The sequence below is a fragment of the Brucella grignonensis genome, from assembly GCF_002252505.1.
Taxonomy (GTDB): Bacteria; Pseudomonadota; Alphaproteobacteria; order Rhizobiales; family Rhizobiaceae; genus Brucella; species Brucella grignonensis.
Genome location: NZ_NNRL01000163.1, coordinates 509432 through 530807 on the forward strand (window position 1 = coordinate 509432; position 21376 = coordinate 530807).

The window sequence follows — 21376 nt, forward strand, 5'->3', positions numbered from 1 at the left end:
ACGCCAGGCTTTTGCCCGGCGTCTTTGTTTTATTCCGCGGCCTCTTTCACGGCCATCGGATTGTTCGGATGTGTGGTCCAGTTGGCATATTGTGCCGGGATCGGTGCCTTGGTGCGCGGATCGAAATCGCCGATCTGCTCCATGGTGATGCAATCCTCGACCGGGCAGACATTGACGCAGAGATTGCAGCCAACGCATTCCTCATCGATCACCTCAAAGTGGCGCGCACCGTTCACGAGACTGGTGATGGCCTGATGCGAAGTATCTTCACACGCAATATGGCAACGACCGCATTTGATGCAGGAATCCTGATCGATCCGTGCCTTGGTAACATAATTGAGGTTGAGATATTGCCAGTCGCTGACATGTCCCACAGCCATGCCACGGAAATCATCCAGCGTCTGATAGCCCTTGGAGTCCATCCAGTCGGAAAGACCGTCGATCATTTCCTCAACGACCTTGAAGCCATAGGTCATTGCAGCCGTGCAGACCTGAACCGTGCCACAGCCAAGTGCAATGAACTCAGCTGCATCGCGCCAAGTGGTGATGCCGCCAATGCCTGAAATCGGTAGGCCATAGGTCTCAGGATCGCGTGCAATTTCCGCCACCATGTTAAGCGCTATTGGCTTGACCGCTGGTCCGCAATAGCCGCCATGGCTGCCGCGACCGTCAATGGACGGAACCGGCGACATGCTGTCGAGATCGACTGACACAATCGAATTGATCGTGTTAATCAGCGATACCGCATCGGTGCCGTTTTCTTTCGCGCCACGCGCTGGCTTGCGAATATCGGTGATGTTTGGCGTCAGCTTGGTAATCACCGGCATGCGGCTATATTGCTTGCACCATTTCACAACCATGCCGACATATTCCGGCACCTGGCCAACAGCCGCACCCATGCCGCGCTCGCTCATGCCGTGCGGACAACCGAAGTTCAGCTCAATGCCGTCAGCTCCGGTTTCTTCCACCAGAGGCAGGATGGCTTTCCACGCTTCTTCTTCGCATGGCACCATGATCGAAGCGATCAATGCGCGGTCGGGCCAGCGCATTTTCACTTCTTTCATTTCACGCAGGTTCACTTCGAGCGGCCGGTCGGTGATCAGCTCGATATTGTTAAGACCCAGCAAGCGCCGGTCAGCACCATGGATCGCGCCATAGCGTGGACCATTAACATTGACCACCGGCGGGCCTTCGGAACCCAGCGTTTTCCAGACCACGCCACCCCAGCCAGCCTTGAAAGCCCGCTCGACATTATAAGCTTTGTCAGTCGGCGGAGCCGAAGCCAGCCAGAACGGGTTTGGAGACTTGATGCCGAGGAAGTTCGTTGAAAGATCAGCCATGTTTACTCTCCTCAGCCCTGTTCCTGGCCCAATGGCACACTGCGGTCTCGCGAAGCAGACGGGGAGGGCGCATGAAGTGCGCCGCCCGACAACACTGCATCGGCAAAGCCTTCAATCGCTTCGGGACGTTTTGTCAGCGTCGCATGGATGGATTCAGCGGCAACCTTGCCGTCTTCCACCGATGCAACGGTCAGATCCTGACCGCCCGCAACGCAGTCGCCCCCCGCCCATATGCCCTCAACGGATGTGCGACGATCTTCATCGACGCTGATGCGTCCTTTGGAAAGCCCGATGCCAGACCCGGCAATTGGTTCGGGTTCAAACTTCTGGCCGATAGCCTTGAAGACCTGATCGGCTTCAAGAAGGAGATATTCGCCGGTGCCGGAAAGCTTGCCGTGCTCAGCAGCGGTATATTCAAAGACCACGGCATTGACCGTGCCGTCTTCGTTCCGCTCAAGGGCATGCGGCTGCAACCAATGACGGATCACCACGCCATGAATCTGCGCCAGTTCCTGCTCATAGGCGCTGGCATTCATGTTTTCCTGACCGCGACGATAGACGATGGTGACGTTTTCAGCGCCAAGCTTCTTGGTCTGAATGGCAACGTCTACCGCCGTCATGCCGCCGCCGATCACTACCACATTGCGGCCAACGGGGAGGGACGAGAGGTCTTTTGCCTGACGCAGATTGGCGATGTAATCGACCGCATCGATCACGTTGGGCGCATCTTCGCCCGCAAGCGCCAGATCGTTGACGCCTGGCATGCCCATGCCGAGGAAAACTGCATCATAGCCAGCCTTCAGCGCTTCAATGGTGATGTCCTGACCGAGCGTCTGGTTATATTCGATATTGATCGCGCCGATTTTCAGCACGAATTCAAGTTCGCGCTGGGCGAAATTATTGACTGTCTTATAGGCGGCAATACCATATTCATTGAGACCGCCGCCCTTGGGCCGCGCCTCAAAAATCGTCACCTGGTGCCCATACATCGCAAGGCGATGTGCAGCGGAGATACCTGCCGGGCCCGCGCCAACGATTGCGATGTACTTGCCGGTTTCGGGTGCGCGCTTGAATGGATGATTGCCGGTTTCCATCAGAACATCGGTGGCATAGCGCTGCAATTCGCCAATCTTGACCGGCTTGCCTTCCGAAGTTTCGCGAACACACACTTCTTCGCAGAGCGTTTCGGTCGGGCAGACGCGGGCGCACATGCCACCCAGAATGTTTTCTGAAAGAATGGTCTTTGCGGCACCGATTGCATTGCCCGTGTTAATTTGGCGAATGAAACGCGGAATATCGATGCTGGTCGGGCATGCATTCATGCAGGGCGCATCATAGCAATAATAGCAGCGGTCGGATTCAACGAGGGCTTCATGCTTGTTCAGCGGCGGATGCAGATCATCGAAAACATGCGCATAGTCGGCCTTCTCAAGCCGCGAGCCGTGAATATCAGGCCCGTTCGCATGTCCCGGATTATCGACTGCATCAATAGGCAAATTCTCTGCTGATCTCATCGATCGCATCTCCCATTTTTGCTTGTTAAGGCGCGGGTTCCCTTTGCGCACCTTGAACTCTGTTCCGGGCTGCGATCTTTGCCGTCGCGTGGTGCCCGTTAATGACAGGATGACAGATTTTTACGGAAGGTCAAATTTTTTATCATCTGGTCAATTTATGAGGATTCCACACTACAAATGCAGAAAAGGCCCGGCTGTTAAAGCACGGGCCTTTAACATTCAGCTAAAACGCGAAATCAAAGAGGATCGGACTTGAGACCGCCCGGTGTTGCTTCCGAAGCGGGGAACGTTTGGACTTCTTTAGGCAGTGCGGGGCGTGAACTCAGCACCAGAGCGCAGCCCGTAATGATGACAGCAGCACCGACAAACTGGATTAGGGAAAGCTGTTCTTTGAGGAACACGGCACCGACCAGAACCGCGATGACTGTTACCACGAATTCAACGCTGATGGCTTTTGTCGGCCCGACATTTCCAACCAGTTTGAAATAAAGCACATAGGTGAGGGCGCTCATGACGCAGGCAGAGATCAGCAGATATACAAAATCAATCATCCCCGGCATGGCTGGCACGGGAACGGCGAAGATCAGTGGCAGACTCAATACGCCGCCAAACACGAAAGCGCCGATGGTGGTTTCCCATGAGCCGGTGCCGGAAAGACGACGGCTGGCATAATTGCTGCCGAAAGCTGCCGAGAAACACGAGAAAAGCACCGCAACACAGCCCATCACGAATGCAGGCGTAACCGCAACAGCCGGGAAGCCGACCAGAAGCACAATGCCGGTCACGCCGAGGAGCAGACCGATCAGGCCACGCGAGGTGATGCGTTCAAGACCCCAAAGCTGGCTGATGACCATCGAGAAAAGCGGAATGGATGCGACGCAGATCGCGGCCATTGCGGTGCCGATCAGCGGCGTGCCGTAGGAAAGGCCGATCAGCTGGCCCGCAACCGTGGTTGCACCGACGACGGCGAAGGGTTTCCAGCCGGCATGAAAATTGAGCCTGCGTCCGGAGAGTTTCGCGATTGCAAAAAGCGTTCCGGCGGCAATGAAGGAGCGGAATGCAACCGCACCAGCCCAGCCAAAGGCTTCGACCACGCGCAGTACCACGAGGAACGAAAGCCCCCATGCTACGGCAAGAAAAATATAAGTCGCGACGTCTCTGGGTTTCATGCCGATAGGCCTTAATAATGCTGTTGGATTATCGACTATCTCATAAGGGCGAAAAGCAAAAACCTTTTCACACTGCTTCCGATGCCATTTTGGCCAATATTAACTATATTGAAATTATGCCGTTTTTGCAGCGGCATTTTCTGCCGCTTTTTGGGCGGCCGCAGCACCGATATTGGCAAAGAAACGATCCGCGACCTTGCGGGCAACCGAGCCGAGCAGTTTCGAGCCGAGCTGGGCGATCTTGCCACTCGCATCACCCCTGATTGAGTAAGTGAGGATCGTGCCGTCGCCGTCTGTGGTCAGCGTCACGTCCGTATCACCATGGGCGAAGCCCGCAATGGAACCTTCACCGCGTCCAGAGATCGTATAGGAGGCGGGCGGGTTCATGTTGGAAAGTTCGAGCATGCCGTGAAAGCGAACTTTAAGCACGCCGAGACTGACTTTCAGCGCTGCCCGTATTTCCGTGTCCGACAGACGTTCGAGATCTTCGCAGCCTGGAATGCAGTTTTTCAGCGTCTCAATGTCGTTGAGCGCGTCCCAAACGGCCTGCCGGGGGGCTGCAATTCTCTCTTCTCCGACGAGGTCCATGTTTTAATCTCGCTCCTATCAATCTAAATTGATCAATATGCGTATATGGAGCTGCATCCAAATGAAAAATTTCTGTAATTTAATTGGTGCACTTCTCCACTAAAATGCTCTATTAAGACAATTAAATCGATTTGATTGACCGGGAGTACCATCATGGCAAGAGACGCGGCGAAGCTTGAAGCAACGGTCGCAAAGCTGAAAAAGCACTGGACGGACACTGCACCAAAGGACATGCGTGCTGCATTCAAAGCCGATCCTGGCCGTTTTGAGCGTTATTCGCTTGTCCTCGATGATCTTTTGTTTGACTGGTCGAAAGCTCGTGTCAATGACGAGACGGTTGCGCTTCTGACTGAAGTGGCCAAGGCCGCTGATGTGGAAGGTCGTCGCGCTGCAATGTTTGCAGGCGAGCACATCAACAACACCGAAGATCGCGCTGTGTTGCATGTTGCCCTTCGCGACACCACGTCCAAGGAAGTGCTGGTCGATGGCCATAATGTCCTGCCGGATGTGAAGGAAGTGCTCGACCGTATGGCCGCCTTCTCCGATGGCATCCGTTCAGGCTCGATCAAGGGTGCGACCGGCAAGAAGATCACGGATATCGTCAATATCGGTATCGGCGGTTCAGATCTTGGCCCGGTCATGGCAACGATCGCGCTTTCGCCTTACCATGATGGCCCACGCGCCCATTATGTCTCGAACATCGACGGCGCACACATTGCCGACACGCTGAATGCGCTTGATCCGGCAACGACGCTCATCATCGTCGCCTCCAAAACCTTCACCACCATCGAAACCATGACCAATGCGCAGACCGCGCGCAAATGGATTGCCGATGCACTGGGTGAAGACGCAGTTGGCGCGCATTTTGCTGCCGTCTCGACCGCTCTTGATAAGGTTGCAGCATTCGGTATCGGCGAAGAACGCGTCTTTGGCTTCTGGGACTGGGTTGGCGGTCGCTATTCGGTGTGGTCGGCCATTGGCCTGCCGGTGATGATCGCGATTGGTGCAGACAATTTCCGCAAATTCCTTGCGGGCGCGCATTCGATGGACGTGCATTTCCGAGACGCACCGCTGGAAAAGAACCTGCCAATCTGGCTCGGTCTTATCGGCTACTGGCACCGCGCAATTTGTGGCTATGGTAGCCGCGCAGTCATCCCTTATGATCAGCGTCTGGCGCGTGTTCCAGCCTATCTCCAGCAGCTCGATATGGAATCCAACGGCAAGAGCGTGACGGTTGATGGCAAGCCTGTTTCCGGCCCAACGGGTCCGGTTGTCTGGGGTGAGCCTGGTACCAACGGCCAGCACGCTTTCTTCCAGCTTCTGCATCAGGGCACAGACACTATTCCGCTCGAATTCATCGTTGCGGCAAAGGGCCATGAAAAGCACCTCGACCATCAGCACGAAATGCTGCTCGCCAACTGCCTTGCGCAGTCGGAAGCGCTGATGAAGGGCCGCACACTGGATGAAGCGCGTGCGCAGCTCAAGGCCAAGAACCTGCCCGATGCGGAAGTCGAGCGCATTGCACCGCACCGCGTGTTCTCGGGCAATCGCCCATCGCTGACACTTGTTCATGACAAGCTGGACCCGTTTGCATTTGGTCGCCTGATCGCCCTCTACGAACATCGCGTGTTCGTGGAAGCGCAGATTTTCGGCATCAATGCATTTGATCAGTGGGGCGTGGAGCTTGGCAAAGAACTGGCAACCGAGCTTCTGCCGGTGGTTTCCGGCGCTGAATCTGCTGAAGGCAAAGATGCTTCGACAATAGGTCTCGTTGCCCATTTGCATGCACGCCGCAAAGCCTGATACTACAAACAGGTGGATAAGGATAAAGCCGGGTTTCACACCCGGCTTTTTTTTCGGCTAGGAATAACATTCTGGCCTGATGTGCTGCCTAATGTACTGAATGAAAATGGGAACTGAAATGAAGACCGAGATTATCAAATTTGCCGGCGACGTACCGGGTAACGCCATTGAACTGCGTGTGCTGCGTTTTGCAGGCAAAGACAGTGATGCGCCGACCGCCTATCTGCAATCCTCGCTGCATGGCGGTGAATTGCCGGGACAGGCCGCTTTGCATTTTCTCGTGCCGATGTTGAAAAAAGCATCTGACGAAGGTCGCATTCTCGGCAATGTCACGGTTGTCCCACAGGCGAATCCGATTGGCTCGAACCAGTGGCAGGCACATCAGCATCTTGGTCGCTTCGAGTTTTTCTCGGCGGTCAATTTCAACCGCGCTTTCCCGCTTCTGCCGGATTTCAACACAAGTGAGTTGCCGGGCCCGGATGCCCCTGTTTCTCTTGCACAGCGCCTCAAGGGTACACTTCTCAAGCTTGCCCTTGAAAACGATATCGTGCTTGATCTCCATTGCGATGATGAAAGCGAAAACTACGTCTATATCGCAAAGGAATTCGTGGAAGACATGAAGGATCTGGCCGTGGCGCTCGGTTCGACCGCGATCCTTGCATGGGACACGACAGCAGACGCTGCGTTCGAGGAAGCCTGTGCGCATCCGGTTCTGCAAATGCCTGCTGACAAGCGCAATATGAAGCGCCGCGCTGTAACCACAGTTGAATTCCGTGGCTTGAGCGATGTCTATGCTGATATGGGCAAAGGTGACGCGGAAGGTCTTTACAAGTTCCTCGTTTATCGTGGCGTGATTGTCGATGAAAGCGTGAAACTCGATCTCGATTATAAGGGGTTGATTACGCCGCTGGAAAACGTGGAAATGCTGCGTGCGCCGGAAGGCGGCATGGTGCTTTATCACGTCGTTCCGGGTGATGTGATTGAAGCAGGTGCAAAGCTCGTCACTGTCGTCACGAAGCCGGGCGAGCCGGAAGGCGACATCACATTGACCGCACCGCAGGCAGGTCGCATTCTCACCCGCCGTTCGCTGCGCTATGTTCGCCGTGGCGACGATCTTCTGAAACTGCTTGCGGCCAAGCCGTCGGCAGTCAAAAAGCGCGCCGGCGCGCTCGAAGCATGAGTGCTGCGTTTGGCTCAGAAAAGCTGAAAGCGATCCGTGCCATCCTGTTCGACAAGGATGGCACTCTGATCGATTTCGACCGCACATGGTTTGCCATATCGTGGAACCTCGCACAGCGCACCGCCAATGGCGATGAGCATCGCGCGCGCTCGTTACTTGATGCTGGTGGTTATGACTGGAAAGCTTCGCGTTTTCGCGCCAATTCGGTGATTGCAGCCGGAACGATCGAAGACATCGTGCAGCTCTGGCATCCAGATCTTGATGAGGCCGGTTTCAGGGCCAAGATTAGCGAATTCGACGCTTATACAGTTGCCGAAGGTGCCCGTTCTGCTGTGGCGATTGAAGGCTTGCGGGAAACATTGGAAACCCTGCGCGAAATGGGGTTCATCCTTGGCATCGCTACCAATGATTCTGAAGCGGGTGCTCATGCAACCGCAAAGGCCTTAGGCATTGATCACTTCTTCGATGTGGTGATTGGTTATGATACAGCTGCACGTCCCAAGCCTTATCCAGATCCGCTGCTCTATTTTGCAGAAAAAGTCGGCCTTGAACCAAGCGCCATCGCGATGGTCGGCGACAATCTGCACGATCTTGAAACGGCACAGGCTGCGAAGGCCGGTCTTGCTGTCGGTGTTCTTTCCGGCAACAGCCCGCGCGAAGCACTGGAGCCTCACGCCGATGTGGTGCTTGACTCCATCGCAGGCTTGCCCGACTTGCTCAAATGATCCTTACTGGATGGTGAAATGCCATCCAGCAGCCATTCTGTCATTTCCGGCCACAGACTTTGTGTAAATCGTGAACGGAAAAAGCCAAGATGACCGATCGGCTGGCCGCCGGTATCTGCTGGTGAATACCAGCGCTGCTCAATCGGCGCGCTGGTGTGATAGTTGAGAAAGTGGCTGACCGCACGCCGCGTTCCCCACGGATCGTCTTCCAGCCCTATGGACAGAATGGGTATTTTGACCTGAGCAACAAGATCGGCAGCACCAAGTTGCGGATCATCAAAAAAATAGTTTTTCATGCGGCACCACCGCGCCCAATCCCGGAATACCGAGCCTGGAATTGGCTCGCCATTCATCCAGCGCGGCATACTAGGTGTGAGATAGGAGACCGGCACGCCGACAATGTTCATGCGCGGCCAGGCCCACCTATCATCCAGAAGATGCATTGCACCCGACATGGTAGCCACCATGCCATAGCGCGAAAAGGCGTCGGAGCTTCCAGACACGCCGAGTGCCTGTCCGCCGAAGGATTGGCCTATGCCGACCATTTCATGTCTCGGCGCAACAGCTTGCAAACGATGGAGTGCTGCGGGGAAATCCTGTATGGCCCAATCCCTGAAACGGATCTCGGGCACTGCCTTGCGGGCACGCCGCGAAGCTGCGACACCACGATAATCATAGGTGAGAACCGCGCGTGCACCTTTGGCAATCAGGTGCTTGGCGAAGGCTGCATAAAAACCTTGCGGCACGGCTGTTGCCGATGAAATCAGCACCAATGGCTTCGTGCCAGCGCCATGAAAAAGCTGTCCGGAAAGCGGAAAGCCATCACTGGCCTCGAAGGTGATTTCTTCGATCATCGGTCCATTTCCTTCGACACAATGCTCCACCAGCTGCGGCTCGGCAGAGCCGCAGCTTGCGATCATCTAAAGTCTTGAGACTGTTTAATCTCTCAGTTCACGACGCAGAATCTTTCCGACATTGGTTTTCGGCAATGCATCGCGGAATTCCACTTCGCGTGGACGCTTGTAATTGGTGAGACGCTGGGCGCAGAAAGATTTCACATCTTCTTCTGTGAGGTTCGGATCGCGACGCACAACGTATAGCTTCACCACTTCGCCTGAATGCTCATTTGGGATGCCAACGGCAGCCGATTCCACAATGCCGGGATGCTCCGCAGCCACTTCTTCGATCTCATTTGGATAGACGTTGAAGCCGGAAACAAGGATCATGTCCTTCTTGCGGTCCACAATTTTGGTAAAACCGTTTTCATCCATGAAGCCCATATCGCCGGTGCGGAAGAAGCCGTCGGCCATGATGGCACGTTCGGTTTCATCAGGCCGGTTCCAGTAGCCGAGCATAACCTGCGGACCACGCACACAGATTTCGCCGACCTCGCCGAGCGGCAGATCCTTGCCGTCATCATCGCGAATGACGATATCCGTTGATGGCATTGGCAAGCCAATCGTGCCGCTGAATTCTGTCGCATCGAGCGCATTGGCGGAGGCAACGGGCGATGTTTCGGAAAGCCCATAACCTTCCGTGATGTGACAGCCGGTCATTTCCTGCCAGCGTTCAGCAACGGGACGTTGCACAGCCATGCCGCCGCCGAGCGTGAGAATAAGCGGTTTGAAGTTGAGCGCCTTGAAATCGTCGTTGTTCATCAAACCGTTGAACAGGGTATTGAGGCCTGGAAAGATATGGAACGGATATTTTTGCAATTCTTTTACGAAGGCCGGAATATCGCGCGGGTTCGGAATGAGAATATTACGCGCACCAAGTTTGATGCCGATCATCGCGTTCACGGTGAGAGCAAAGATGTGATAGAGCGGCAGGGCGCAGACGAAGTTGAGTTCCTTCGGCTTACCTTTATTCTGGAATGCGACATCCATCCAGATATGCATCTGTTCGACATTGGCGAGAATATTGTTGTGGCTCAGCATCGCGCCCTTGGACACACCAGTTGTACCACCGGTATATTGCAGGAAGGCGAGATCGGAATTATTGACTGGAACCGGATTAAAAGACTTGCCGCGCCCCTGAGCCAGTGCATCCTTGAAGCGGACATGGTTTGGAATATTCCAGGCCGGCACCAGCTTTTTCACTTTGCGTACCACAAAATTGATGATGTGGCCTTTCAATCCATGCATATCACCCATGGAGGCAACGATAATGTTCGGCACATGAATTGAAGCGAGTGACTTCTGGACGGTCGCGGCAAAATTTTCGAGCACGATCAGCGCTTTAGCGCCTGAGTCATTTAGCTGATGCTGAAGTTCGCGTGGCGTGTAAAGCGGATTGACGTTCACGACGACGAGGCCCGCCCGCAGGATTGCTGTAATCGCAATCGGATACTGCAGGATATTGGGCATCATCACTGCAACGCGATCGCCCTTGACCAGTCCCCGTGATTGAAGCCATGCGGCGAGCGCGCGGGAGTTTTCGTCCAGATCCTTATAGGACAGATCCTTGCCCATACAGGTAAAGGCTGGTCTGTCAGCGAACTGGCGGCACGCGGCGGAGATCATGTCACCAATCGATGTGGCTTTGCTCAGATCAATCTCATGCGGCACGGCTTTCGGATAAGATTTCAGCCAAATCTTATTTGGTGCAGGCACAGTGGCTGTTGCCTCACTCGACGTGTTTTTAGTTTCGGTTGCTTTTTTCGCCATGCCTTCTCCCCGGATTGCTCCGTCCTTTGTTTGAGTAGCAAGCCCGCCACCCTTCTCCCAATGCTGCCTGGTCCAGAAAGACCGTTAGGCGCGCTCCTCAGAAATTAATGTGGGCGACTTTCGTCGTAATCGCAAGAGTTACATTGACGTAAGCGTAAATTAAAATGCTGTTGGCCGTCTTTCCCAACTTGTTGGGTCAGGGTGTCGGTGCGCACAACGAACGCTCTGTTTCGGTGAACTTGTCCTCACTCTTCATTGGTAGGGCTGTCCCATCCCAATATCAGGTGGCTATCAGCTAACAGCAAATTGTGCGCTGCGCATAGACTGTATCATTGTTTTGATAGCTTTGCTGCCTGAACCGACAAGATCGAAACTGCGCTCGCTTTTGAGCCACTCATTGAGCAGCCCACCCAGGATAGCAAGCAGAATTTGCGCTGCCGTGAAAGATGTCCATTCCCTGGAAAGTTCTCCACGACGTTCTGCGACTTCAAGCAATCCTATGAAAAGAGACAGTACATTGGTACGCGCTTCGTTCAGATGCTCAATGACCGGGGCATTCTCGCCAACATATTCGCAGCGCTGGTGAATGATGGTGAAAACATTCTGCTGCCGTTCATTGGTAATGAAGAGTTCTATCGCTGTTAGGATTGATTGTTCAAGGACATAAAGAGGATTAGGGTGGTCACAGGCCGCCGCTTGTAGCATAATCTCCTCGTGTGGAAAACGAGTACGACTGATAAGCGCTTGAAAAATGTCGAGTTTGTCGTGAAAATGAAAATAGATCGCACCCCGTGTCACACAGGCATGACTTGCGATTTCCATTAATGTGGACTGAGTTACGCCGCGTTCCAGAAAAACATGCTCGGCGGCTGTGAGAATGGCTTCACGTGTTTCCGCGGCCTCGGCTTTGGTCCTGCGCATACGGGTTCTTTCGATATCCTAAGGTGAAAAGTATCCAAAACCTCTTCGGGTTTTTACTTTGAAATTGGGATAACTCATTCGTGATATGTAACATTAGGTGATTGACTATAACACGGTAGTTCGTATTTACAAACATTCGTGTATGTTTATTCGGCCGCACCGTGCGACATCAAGGGCAATTCCCATTATGACCATGAACCGTTCTATTCGGCTTTTTGCGGCGGGAGCCGCATTTTTCATCATTGCAGGACAGTCTGCGCTCGCGCAGGCCCCGGGAGGCGCTACGCCACCTCCCCCTCCAGTCACTGTCACAGAAATCAAGGCACAGAACGTTTCCGTTCCTTATGAATATGCTGCTCGTGTGAGTGCATATCGTGATGTTCAGGTTCGCGCTCGTGTCGGTGGTATTCTCCTGCACCGCAATTTCATAGAGGGCACTAAAGTCAAAGCGGGTGACGTGCTTTTCGAGATTGATCCGGCACCGTATGAGGCCGAGCTGGCTCGTGCGCAGGCACAGGTCGCTCAGGCTGAAGCACAGTATCAGCAGTCGATCCGCGATGCAGAACGTGCCGAACAGCTCGTTCAGCAGAAGGTGCAAAGTACGGCTGCCCGCGATACGGCTTTTGCAACCCGTGATCTCAACAAGGCCGCTGTCGCAGCCACCAAAGCACAGTTGCGGACAGCAGAACTCAATCTGAGCTATACCAAAGTCACTGCGCCGATCAGCGGCATCACCAGCCTTGAACAGGTTTCTGAAGGCAGCCTTATCGGCACAGATTCAACATCAAGCCTGTTGACCTCGATTACCCAGATCAATCCGGTCTATATCAATTTCTCCTTCACCGACACGGAAGCTGCGGAAATCCGCAAGCTGCGCGAGGCGAGGGGGGCAACGGGCCAGGATGCCGATCGTCTGCGCATCAGGATTCTGTTTGGTGACGGACAGGCTTATGATCATGAAGGCACAATTGACTTCACGTCTTCATCGCTCGATACGGAAACGGGCACGCTGGGTGCTCGCGCTGTCGTGGAAAACCCCGATCAGCGTTTGATCCCCGGTCAGTTTGTGCGCGCTGCCATTCTTGGCGTTACCATCGACAATGCAATTCTGGCTCCAAAAGCAGCATTGATGCAGAGCGCACAGGGACAGTTCGTCTATGTTGTGAACAAGGACAACGTTGCGGAAGTTCGTCCGATCACTGTATCACGCGAATTGAAAGACACCTGGATTGTAAGCGACGGTTTGCAGGCAGGTGACCGCATCATCACCGAAGGCGTGATTAAAGCTGCTCCAGGCAAGACGGTTAAGCCGGTTGACGCTTCGGCTGAAAAGGCTGCAGGCGCTGCTGGAGCAGAGGCTGGTAAAGAACAGGCGGCAGACAAGAAATGAATAGATTCTTTGTCGACCGTCCGGTTTTCGCGGCGGTTATCTCCATCATCATTGTGCTGGCGGGCCTCATCTCGATGCGGATCCTGCCTATCGCACAATATCCTGAGCTGACGCCGCCACAGGTGGTCGTCAGTGCAACCTATCCGGGCGCAAGCGCGGAAACGGTGACGCAGACCGTTGCTGCGCCGCTTGAGCAGCAGATCAACGGCGTCGAGAACATGCTCTATATGCAGTCCTCGAGCCTTGGCAGCGGCACTATGCAGCTGACCGTGACTTTTGCTCTGGGTACCGATCCGGATCAGGCGACCATCAATGTCAACAACCGTGTGCAGCGTGCAACGTCGTCCCTGCCTCAGGAAGTGCAGCGTCTCGGCGTGACCGTCGATAAGCGTTCCAGCACTATTCTCGGCATGGTGGCGATGTTCGCCACCTCCGACCGTTATGACCGTACTTATGTCGGTAACTATGCACTTCTGAACGTCATTGACGATCTCAAGCGTCTGACGGGTGTGGGTGACGTTCAGCTTCTCGGCAACATAGATTATTCGATGCGTGTCTGGCTGCGCCCTGATAAGCTTGCACAATATAATCTGACGCCTTCAGATGTTCAGACAGCTATTCAGGAACAGAACGCGCAGTTCGCAGCGGGCCGTTTTGGTGATCAGCCTGACCCACAGGCGGGGCCATTCACCTATACTGCGACAACGCAAGGTCGTTTGCCTGACGCATCAGCATTCGAGAATATCATTCTTCGTTCCGACAAGAATGCTGCAACGCTTCGGCTCAAGGATGTTGCACGTGTAGAACTGGGGACGGAAAGCTATCTCGTCGACAGCGCTCTCAATGGCACACCGGCAGTTCCGATTGCAATCTATCTGCAGCCCGGCGCCAACGCGCTGAATACGATGGAACTCATTCAGAACCGCATGGCGGAGCTGAAGACGAGCTTTCCCGAAGGTATCGACTATTCGGTTCCATTCGATACGACCAAGTTCATTAAGGTCTCCGTCGAGGAAGTGGTCCATACCTTCATCGAAGCGATTATCCTCGTGGTTCTGGTGGTCTTTATCTTCCTTCAGAACTGGCGTGCAACGCTTATTCCGGTTATCGCCGTTCCGATCTCGATCATCGGTACATTTGCGGGCATGTATGTGCTTGGCTTCTCCATCAACCTGCTGACATTGTTCGGTCTGGTTCTCGCCATCGGTATCGTCGTGGACGACGCTATCGTTGTGTTGGAAAACGTCGAACGTATCATGACGACCGAAAAGCTGCCGCCGCGCGAAGCTGCCATCAAGGCAATGAGCGAAGTAACCGGCCCGGTTGTCGCGATTGTTCTCGTGCTTTGTGCGGTGTTTATTCCGGTCGCCTTCATGGGCGGTCTGGTCGGCGAAATGTATAAGCAGTTTGCTGTTACGATCGCGATTTCGGTGACGATCTCCGGTATTGTGGCTTTGACGCTCACGCCTGCATTGTGCGCGCTGATCCTCAAGCCAGGCCATCATGAGCCAATACTGCCGTTTCGCATCTTCAATCGTTTCTTTGATCGGTTGACGCACGGTTACACCAGTGGTGTGCGCTTCTTCCTGAAACGGGCTTCCATCGGTTTGCTTATTTTCGCAGGTCTGTTGGGCGGTACATATTATCTCTTCAACAAAGTGCCGGGTTCGCTTCTGCCGGATGAAGATCAGGGCTTCCTGTTCAGTGTGGCCATCCTGCCGCCAGCGGCATCGCTGGAACGCACGACGGCAGTGCTTCATGAGGCCAGCGGCAATATTCGCAAGCATCCTGCCGTCGAAAGCGTGTTTGAAGTCTCCGGCTTCGATCTGCTCTCGGGTGGTCTGAAGACCAGTGCCGGTACAATGTTCATCATGCTCAAGGACTGGAAAGAACGCACGACGCCTGATGTCGACGCGCGTAATCTGCCCGGTGCCATCATGGGTATGAATGCGGGCATTCAGGACGGTCTGGTTCTGGCATTCAATCCGCCTCCGATCATGGGACTGAGCACGACCGGCGGTTTCGAACTCTATGTACAGGATCGTACGGGCGGTGGTGTTGAATCGCTGACCAATGCGACCAAGCTCCTGACGGATGCTGCGGCCAAGCGCCCGGAACTGACAGGCGTGCGTACAACATTCGATCCGAATGTGCCGCAATATGACATTCAGCTTGACCGCGAAAAAGCCAAGGCGATGGGTGTGCCGATCAACTCGGTATTCACCGCGATGCAGGCGACCTTCGGTAGTGTTTATGTCAATGACTTTACGCTCTACGGCCGCAACTATCAGGTCAACTTGCAGTCGGAAGCTGAGTTCCGCCGCGACCCGAGCGATTTGAAGCATGTATTTGTGCGTGCCGACTCTGGCAGCATGATCCCGCTCAGCGCATTGGTGACGGTAAAGCGTGTTGTCGGCCCTGATCAGCTCGAACGATTCAATGCGTTCAATGCTGCAAAGGTCACTGGCAATCCGGCACCGGGTTACACGTCGGGTGACTCTATCAAGGCCATGCAGGAAGTGGCTGCTGAAGTGCTTCCGCAGGGCTACCAGATTGCCTGGACGGGCTCGGCCTATCAGGAAGTCACGACGAGCGGTAGCGGCAGTCAGGCGATGATCTTCGGTTTGATCATGGTGTTCCTGATCCTGGCTGCCCAGTATGAACGCTGGAGCTTGCCGCTGGCTGTTATCACGGCTGTGCCATTCGCTATCTTCGGTGCGCTCCTTGCGACCGATCTGCGCGGCTTGACCAACGACGTTTACTTCCAGATTGGTCTGGTGACGCTCATAGGCCTTGCGGCAAAGAATGCGATCCTGATCGTGGAGTTTGCGGTGTTGCAACGTGAAGAGGGCAAGTCGGCCATTGAGGCGGCTGCTGAAGCTGCGCGTCTGCGTTTCCGCCCGATTGTGATGACGTCGCTGGCGTTCATCCTTGGTGTGGTTCCGCTGGCAATTAGTGCCGGTGCAGGTTCTGCAAGTCGTCACTCGATCGGTACAGGCGTTATCGGTGGTATGTTGGCTGCGACCTTTATCGCAACCTTCTTCATCCCGATGTTCTACAGCCTGATCGCTCGCAAGCCGCCTAAGAAGCGTCCTGACGATGTGGCCGCCACTCCAGCTCCGGTGCAGACTGCTCCGGGTGAGGAAAATGGCCCGGTTCACTGATCCGGGCCCCACAGACCTTAGATCGTGCCGTGCGCCCCGTGGGGCGCACAAAGGTTGCTCCAAGAGCTGAATTTGCTGAATAGTTTCTCCTTAAACTGGTTCGGGTTTAAGGAGTTAAGCAGTAAGATACATTAGACGGCCAAGACCGAAAAAGAAAAGCCCCGCTCTCAGGCGGGGCTTTTTGTTGAACTACAGACGACATGCTTTACTTCCAGTGGCATCAACACATATTTGGATTAGTATTGCGAGCAAGCTTCTCCAGACGCCGCCCGCGCCTTCCCATTAGGGCTCAACACAATCCAAAGACCGTTGCTTGACGCCTCGGCACCATACAGTGAGATTGCCCGGCCTTTCTAGAAATGCGTCATTACACTTTGAGCGATTGCCCAAAGAATGATTGCTGCGGGAACTGTCAGGCACGCCAAAAAGATACCGAAGAACACATAGGTTGCTTCATTCGGTGACCGTTGGGTCTGTGCAGGAGTCTTGTGCCAATGAGTGCTGATGCCTTGGTACATGTATAATTCCTCCTTCTCCTCGATTTTGATTATCGATTAAAAGAAGAAATCTTCAAGCTTAAATAAATATCTGGATTTATTGAGAGAATATGATAAAAGCGACACGAAAATTAAGAGGATTCGAGCGAAATCGAACCAAAATTCTCAATAAAATCCATCCAATATTTTGATTTCAAATAATTTTACTTGTATACTGTAAGTATCGAATAATCGGAAATTTCAAAAATCACTGAAAATTCAGTTTGTGGTGCACACTTTGGTGCGACAAAATGGCACGAGATCGGCTCGTGTTCGGACAGGCTTGGCTTTGGCAATGGCGCATTTCCGGATCAACCAGCTTAATTTAAGTTAGCTGCTGAACGGCGCATTCAGCGCGAGTCGGGGAGAATGATTCCAATTAAGGCCGAGCTGTCAGGAATGCTCTAATAAAAGCTATTTGGAAAATAGCGCAGATAAAGCTCTGTGAGTTTGCCCTGCTGTTGCAGTGACTGAAGCGCACTGTTGAAAGCGCTTGCCAGAGAAGCGTTCTTAGGTGTCACAGCTATACTCAAGCCGGGTCCAAGGTATTGCGGCGCAAGATAAGGCCCATCGACAAAGCTGCAGCAATCATTGGCCTGATCACTCTCCAGCCAGAACGATAGAGCCATTCCGTCATCGAATGCTGCATCCACTTCGCTTTTTTGCAATGCGGTCAGTAGTGCTGCGCGATCGGGATAAGGTTTGGCGAGGGCTTGCGGAAAATAAGCTTTGAGAAGCTGCTCGTGTGCCGTTCCTGCAATGACGCCGACATTTTTGCCGCTCACAGCGATGGAAGCGGGCTCAGAGAAACGGTTTGCTTTGATTGTAGCGAAGCGAGCAGGGAGTCGCATATAAGCGCGGGTGAAGGTAAACTTCTCCCGGTTTTCTGGATTGGCACTTAAACCTGCAATGATTGCCTCTGCATCTCCGCTTTCAAGCTTGGCTTCAAGCTCGTTCCACGGCACAGCTTCAATCTGGCAGATGTCACTCAATTCCATCTGGTCGCAAAGCGCTTTGGCGAGATCAATATTATAACCAGAAAGCTGACCGGCCTCGTTCAGTGCATTAAAGGGCGGAAAGTCGAGTGTCGTTACAAAACGAAGCCTGCTGAGACCCTGTAGAGACGGCAATGCCAGCCTTTCCTTCTGATTGAAGAAGTCAGGTGCCTTGGGTGCGGATTGTGCGCCAGCGGGAAGGCTGTTCAAAAGCCAAGAAGCTGCAACCGCTATGCTCAAAAGATGCCGTTTCATCGATATTTTGTATAAGCGATATCTTATAATTTCGCGTTAATAGAGCCCGTGTGGAAAATTAAGCAATTATTTTGAATGGGTTAGTGAAAATGACCACAAAAATAAAATAACTTCTATTTGTGGCGAATAATTCTGTTTCTATTTTAAATAGAATGAAATAAATATCTATATGTGGGATTATTTAATAAATACATAAATTAGCATAATAAATAAACCACATCGTGAATTGAATTAAATATTAGTAATAATTGAAAATAATCCAGTAGTAGTGCGGGGGTACTATGAGTAACGGATCGATTGCGTTCGATCTGGGGATATGCTCTGCCATATCCGCCAGGTTGGAACGTCGCGGTGTGCCGCGTGATTGCCTGAAGCAGGCATATGAAGCAGCTATCATAAACGGGACAAGTTTCTGCGATGAAGTCGCACACCAGCAGGGTGTTTCAGAAGAAATGCTCTTTGAAGCGATCGCCGATTATCTTGAACTGACATTCACAGAAGAGGTTCTATCGTCCCGGATCTTCGTTACGGGCGAAGAGACATCGGCTATTTTTACTGAGCCCGGCCAGCTTATGGTGCTCGGTCGAGATGGCACTTCCTATCTTTATCTTGCGCCAACTGAAAACCGTATCGCGAAATTGCGGGATCATATTCGTCAATCGCCGGACCTGCGGGATCGTATCAGGATTTGCACGCCCTCATTCATCAAAAGAATTCTGCGGCAGCGCCATCAGAAAGATCTCATTGCACGAGCACATGCGATGACGCCGCAGCTTTTTTCTGCTTCCCGTGTTCTTGAGACACCTCAGGCATTCATCATAGCGATGGGGCTTTATGCATTTATCGCCAGTATCGTGAACTGGCCGACAATGACCATTCTGGTATTGCATGTGTGTTTGACACTGTTCTTTTTCGGCTGTGTGCTTATTCGCCTTTTTGCAGCCGTGGGCAGCCGACGTTTGCGCTTTCCCGAAATTATGCCTTTCAAACGAAGCGACTTGCCGGTTTACTCCGTTCTGGTGCCTCTCTATCGCGAACAGGCCGTGGTTGGGCAGTTGCTTACCTCGCTTGAGCGGCTCAATTGGCCACGCAGCAAGCTCGATATCAAGCTCGTATGCGAGAAGGATGATTTTGATACGATTGCTGAGATCAGAGGAAGGACGCTGCCTTCCAATTATGAACTGGTTCTCGTGCCCTCAGGCGGGCCGCGTACCAAGCCTAAGGCGTTGAACTACGCCCTTCAATTTGCGCGTGGAGAAATCATTGCCGTTTTTGACGCGGAAGATCGCCCGCATCCGGACCAGTTGCTTGAGGCATGGCAGGCATTTCAGCGCGGCGGCAAGCAACTTGCTTGCGTTCAAGCACCGCTCATTATTGGAAATTTTCGACAGAATTTGCTCACGCGTATGTTTGCGTTTGAATATGCAACGTTGTTCCGGGGCTTGCTGCCATGGCTCGCCTCGCAGGGGCTTGTCATTCCATTAGGCGGCACCTCCAATCATTTTCGCCGCTCCTGTCTCGATCAGGTTGGTGGATGGGACGCGTATAATGTGACGGAGGATGCCGATCTTGGCATGCGGCTCGCCCGCTTTGGTTATCGTATCGATGTCATCACCCGGGGCACTGTTGAGGATGCGCCGGTGGATTATTCCGTCTGGCACAAACAGCGGACGCGGTGGATCAAGGGATGGATGCAGACGTGGCTTGTGCATGGCCGAAATCCTTATGCAACCTGGCGTGAGCTCGGCTGGTGGCGCTTTGTGGTCAACCAGATTTATACGCTTGGCATTATCGGTTCGGCGCTTCTGCATCCATTCATGCTTATGACGGTGACCGTACTCGTAGCCATGATGCTCGTCGGACCGCTCGGTTCAGAAAATCTGTGGCTGTTGCGTATTGATCTCGTCAATATCATGTTGGCCTATCTGAGCTTTTATGTGCTTGGTTCCAGAACGATGGAGCCGACGGAATTGGGGGGCTATGCCTATATTCTGGCCATACCTGCCTATTGGGTTTTGATTTCTATTTCAGCCTGGCGCGCGCTGTGGCAGCTGGTGCGAAAGCCGCATCACTGGGAGAAAACTCCGCACCAGCCAAGTGTGTTCTATTTATTGGAGGATGAGGGCTGTGGTGTTTTGGATGCGAGGAACTCGGCCCCACGCCCGATAATGGATTGATCTTCGGGGCCAATGGCCTCCAGATCACGTCCATCATAGGGCAATGTCAACAAAACGCGCCGGATTGCAGCCAGTCTGGCGCGTCGCTTGTCATTGGAACGGATGATTGTCCATGGCGCATAGCCTGTATCGGTGCGTTCCAGCATCGTATGCAAAGCTGCGGAATAATCATCCCAGCGTGAAATGCCTGCCACATCCATGGGCGAGAACTTCCAGCTCTTGAGTGGGCTGTGGCGGCGTTCGTGGAAGCGCTTGAGCTGCATTTCCTGACCAATATCAAGCCAGAACTTGAACAGGTGAATGCCTTCAGTAACAACCATGCGCTCGAAATCCGGTGCTTCAGTCAGGAAAGTTTCAAGCTGTTCTGGTGTGCAGAATTGCATGACGCGTTCAACACCGGCGCGGTTATACCAGGAGCGGTCGAAGGTGACGAACTCGCCGGTCGTTGGGAAAAGCTGTACGTAACGCTGGAAATACCACTGACCGCGCTCGGTTTCAGTTGGCTTGGGCAATGCGACGTTGCGTGCAGTACGTGGGTTCATGAACTGACGGATTGTGAAGATCGTACCACCTTTGCCGGCAGCATCACGTCCTTCAAAGACTGAAATTACGCGCCCACCCGTGCTTTGCAACCAGTACTGCATCTTGACGAGTTCGATCTGAAGACGCTCCAGCGTTTCCTCATATTCCTTCGTTTTCATCTTTTCTGCATAGGGATAGCCACCGGACTGCAGCGCCCGATCATCTATCCAATCCGGAAGCTTCGGGTCATTGATATCGAACTTGTGCGTCTCACCATCGATTTTGATCTTCAAGGGCTTATCAGCGGATTTCGAATTGTCCTTTTCTGCTTTCTTTTTGTTAGCTGTCTTTGAACTGTCACCCACGGCAGGCTCCTTTGGTTTATAGAAAAGCACGCTTCGAAAAGTGCCCATATCGCATTATGCATGATA

At 53.3% G+C, this 21376-nt stretch carries 15 protein-coding genes; 6 read left to right on the forward strand and 9 right to left on the reverse strand.

Annotated features, from left to right (window positions below; translation table 11 throughout):
- Positions 1-29: 29 nt before the first annotated feature.
- From preA to CEV33_RS16275, 4 genes are all read right to left on the reverse strand, one after another.
- Positions 30-1340 carry an NAD-dependent dihydropyrimidine dehydrogenase subunit PreA gene (preA, locus tag CEV33_RS16260; protein ID WP_094541434.1) on the reverse strand — a complete coding sequence of 437 codons (1311 nt, stop codon included), beginning with the start codon at positions 1338-1340 and terminating at the stop codon, positions 30-32.
- An 11-nt stretch (positions 1341-1351) separates the two neighbouring features.
- Positions 1352-2854 carry an NAD(P)-dependent oxidoreductase gene (locus CEV33_RS16265; protein WP_094541435.1) on the reverse strand — a complete coding sequence of 501 codons (1503 nt, stop codon included), beginning with the start codon at positions 2852-2854 and terminating at the stop codon, positions 1352-1354.
- Positions 2855-3090: 236 nt separating this feature from the next.
- On the reverse strand, positions 3091-4023 hold the full coding sequence (locus CEV33_RS16270) for a DMT family transporter (protein ID WP_094541436.1): 933 nt from the start codon (positions 4021-4023) through the stop codon (positions 3091-3093).
- A 114-nt stretch (positions 4024-4137) separates the two neighbouring features.
- Entirely contained in the window at positions 4138-4611 is a 474-nt protein-coding gene (locus CEV33_RS16275) for a CoxG family protein (RefSeq protein ID WP_094541437.1), read from the reverse strand.
- Between the two features lie 153 nt (positions 4612-4764).
- On the opposite strand from CEV33_RS16275, the gene pgi reads away from it, so the two are divergent.
- The 3 genes from pgi to CEV33_RS16290 all read left to right on the forward strand — a co-directional run bounded on the left by pgi (position 4765) and on the right by CEV33_RS16290 (position 8319).
- The gene (gene pgi / locus CEV33_RS16280; RefSeq protein ID WP_094541438.1) at positions 4765-6414 is read left to right on the forward strand and encodes a glucose-6-phosphate isomerase; all 1650 of its coding nucleotides are present in this window, start codon (positions 4765-4767) and stop codon (positions 6412-6414) included.
- 118 nt (positions 6415-6532) lie between these two features.
- Entirely contained in the window at positions 6533-7594 is a 1062-nt protein-coding gene (locus CEV33_RS16285; protein WP_094541439.1) for a M14 family metallopeptidase, read from the forward strand.
- Positions 7591-8319, forward strand: coding sequence for an HAD family hydrolase (locus tag CEV33_RS16290; RefSeq protein ID WP_094541440.1), 729 nt, complete (start codon positions 7591-7593; stop codon positions 8317-8319). The genes CEV33_RS16285 and CEV33_RS16290 overlap by 4 nt, the downstream gene beginning before the upstream one ends.
- Here the strand turns inward: CEV33_RS16290 and CEV33_RS16295 are convergent.
- The 3 genes from CEV33_RS16295 to CEV33_RS16305 form a co-directional block, all read right to left on the reverse strand.
- Positions 8265-9173, reverse strand: a complete 909-nt coding sequence (locus CEV33_RS16295; protein ID WP_235818445.1) for an alpha/beta hydrolase family protein — start codon at positions 9171-9173, stop codon at positions 8265-8267. The two genes, CEV33_RS16290 and CEV33_RS16295, sit on opposite strands and share 55 nt — an antisense overlap.
- An 84-nt stretch (positions 9174-9257) precedes the next feature.
- Positions 9258-10985 (reverse strand): long-chain fatty acid--CoA ligase, encoded by a 1728-nt coding sequence (locus tag CEV33_RS16300; RefSeq protein WP_235818433.1) that lies wholly within the window; start codon positions 10983-10985, stop codon positions 9258-9260.
- A 291-nt stretch (positions 10986-11276) separates the two neighbouring features.
- A complete protein-coding gene (locus CEV33_RS16305) occupies positions 11277-11906 on the reverse strand; it encodes a TetR family transcriptional regulator (RefSeq protein ID WP_094541441.1) in 630 nt (209 codons plus the stop codon).
- Positions 11907-12093: 187 nt separating this feature from the next.
- Here CEV33_RS16305 and CEV33_RS16310 point away from each other — a divergent pair, with 187 nt between their 5' ends.
- Positions 12094-13296: an efflux RND transporter periplasmic adaptor subunit gene (locus tag CEV33_RS16310; RefSeq protein ID WP_094541442.1), complete on the forward strand. Its 1203-nt coding sequence runs from the start codon at positions 12094-12096 to the stop codon at positions 13294-13296.
- Positions 13293-16460 (forward strand): efflux RND transporter permease subunit, encoded by a 3168-nt coding sequence (locus CEV33_RS16315; protein ID WP_094541443.1) that lies wholly within the window; start codon positions 13293-13295, stop codon positions 16458-16460. The genes CEV33_RS16310 and CEV33_RS16315 overlap by 4 nt, the downstream gene beginning before the upstream one ends.
- Positions 16461-17400: 940 nt before the next feature.
- Here the strand turns inward: CEV33_RS16315 and CEV33_RS16320 are convergent.
- The gene (locus CEV33_RS16320) at positions 17401-18246 is read right to left on the reverse strand and encodes a transporter substrate-binding domain-containing protein (protein ID WP_094541444.1); all 846 of its coding nucleotides are present in this window, start codon (positions 18244-18246) and stop codon (positions 17401-17403) included.
- A gap of 281 nt (positions 18247-18527) precedes the next feature.
- Between CEV33_RS16320 and CEV33_RS16325 the strand changes: the two genes are divergently transcribed.
- Positions 18528-20423, forward strand: a complete 1896-nt coding sequence (locus tag CEV33_RS16325; protein ID WP_094541445.1) for a glycosyltransferase family 2 protein — start codon at positions 18528-18530, stop codon at positions 20421-20423.
- On the opposite strand, the gene ppk2 is transcribed toward CEV33_RS16325, so the two are convergent.
- A complete protein-coding gene (ppk2, locus tag CEV33_RS16330) occupies positions 20351-21310 on the reverse strand; it encodes a polyphosphate kinase 2 (protein ID WP_094541756.1) in 960 nt (319 codons plus the stop codon). The two genes, CEV33_RS16325 and ppk2, sit on opposite strands and share 73 nt — an antisense overlap.
- Positions 21311-21376: the final 66 nt, after the last annotated feature.

Coding starts and splice junctions, on each gene's coding strand:
- CEV33_RS16290 (WP_094541440.1), top strand. CDS start 7,591: ATGAGTGCTGCGTTTGGCTCAGAAAAGCTGAAAGCGATCCGTGCCATC.
- CEV33_RS16315 (WP_094541443.1), top strand. CDS start 13,293: ATGAATAGATTCTTTGTCGACCGTCCGGTTTTCGCGGCGGTTATCTCC.
- pgi (WP_094541438.1), top strand. CDS start 4,765: ATGGCAAGAGACGCGGCGAAGCTTGAAGCAACGGTCGCAAAGCTGAAA.
- CEV33_RS16310 (WP_094541442.1), top strand. CDS start 12,094: ATGACCATGAACCGTTCTATTCGGCTTTTTGCGGCGGGAGCCGCATTT.
- CEV33_RS16295 (WP_235818445.1), bottom strand. CDS start 9,173: ATGATCGAAGAAATCACCTTCGAGGCCAGTGATGGCTTTCCGCTTTCC.
- CEV33_RS16325 (WP_094541445.1), top strand. CDS start 18,528: ATGAGTAACGGATCGATTGCGTTCGATCTGGGGATATGCTCTGCCATA.
- CEV33_RS16320 (WP_094541444.1), bottom strand. CDS start 18,246: ATGAAACGGCATCTTTTGAGCATAGCGGTTGCAGCTTCTTGGCTTTTG.
- CEV33_RS16285 (WP_094541439.1), top strand. CDS start 6,533: ATGAAGACCGAGATTATCAAATTTGCCGGCGACGTACCGGGTAACGCC.
- CEV33_RS16300 (WP_235818433.1), bottom strand. CDS start 10,985: ATGGCGAAAAAAGCAACCGAAACTAAAAACACGTCGAGTGAGGCAACA.
- CEV33_RS16265 (WP_094541435.1), bottom strand. CDS start 2,854: ATGAGATCAGCAGAGAATTTGCCTATTGATGCAGTCGATAATCCGGGA.
- CEV33_RS16275 (WP_094541437.1), bottom strand. CDS start 4,611: ATGGACCTCGTCGGAGAAGAGAGAATTGCAGCCCCCCGGCAGGCCGTT.
- CEV33_RS16270 (WP_094541436.1), bottom strand. CDS start 4,023: ATGAAACCCAGAGACGTCGCGACTTATATTTTTCTTGCCGTAGCATGG.
- preA (WP_094541434.1), bottom strand. CDS start 1,340: ATGGCTGATCTTTCAACGAACTTCCTCGGCATCAAGTCTCCAAACCCG.
- CEV33_RS16305 (WP_094541441.1), bottom strand. CDS start 11,906: ATGCGCAGGACCAAAGCCGAGGCCGCGGAAACACGTGAAGCCATTCTC.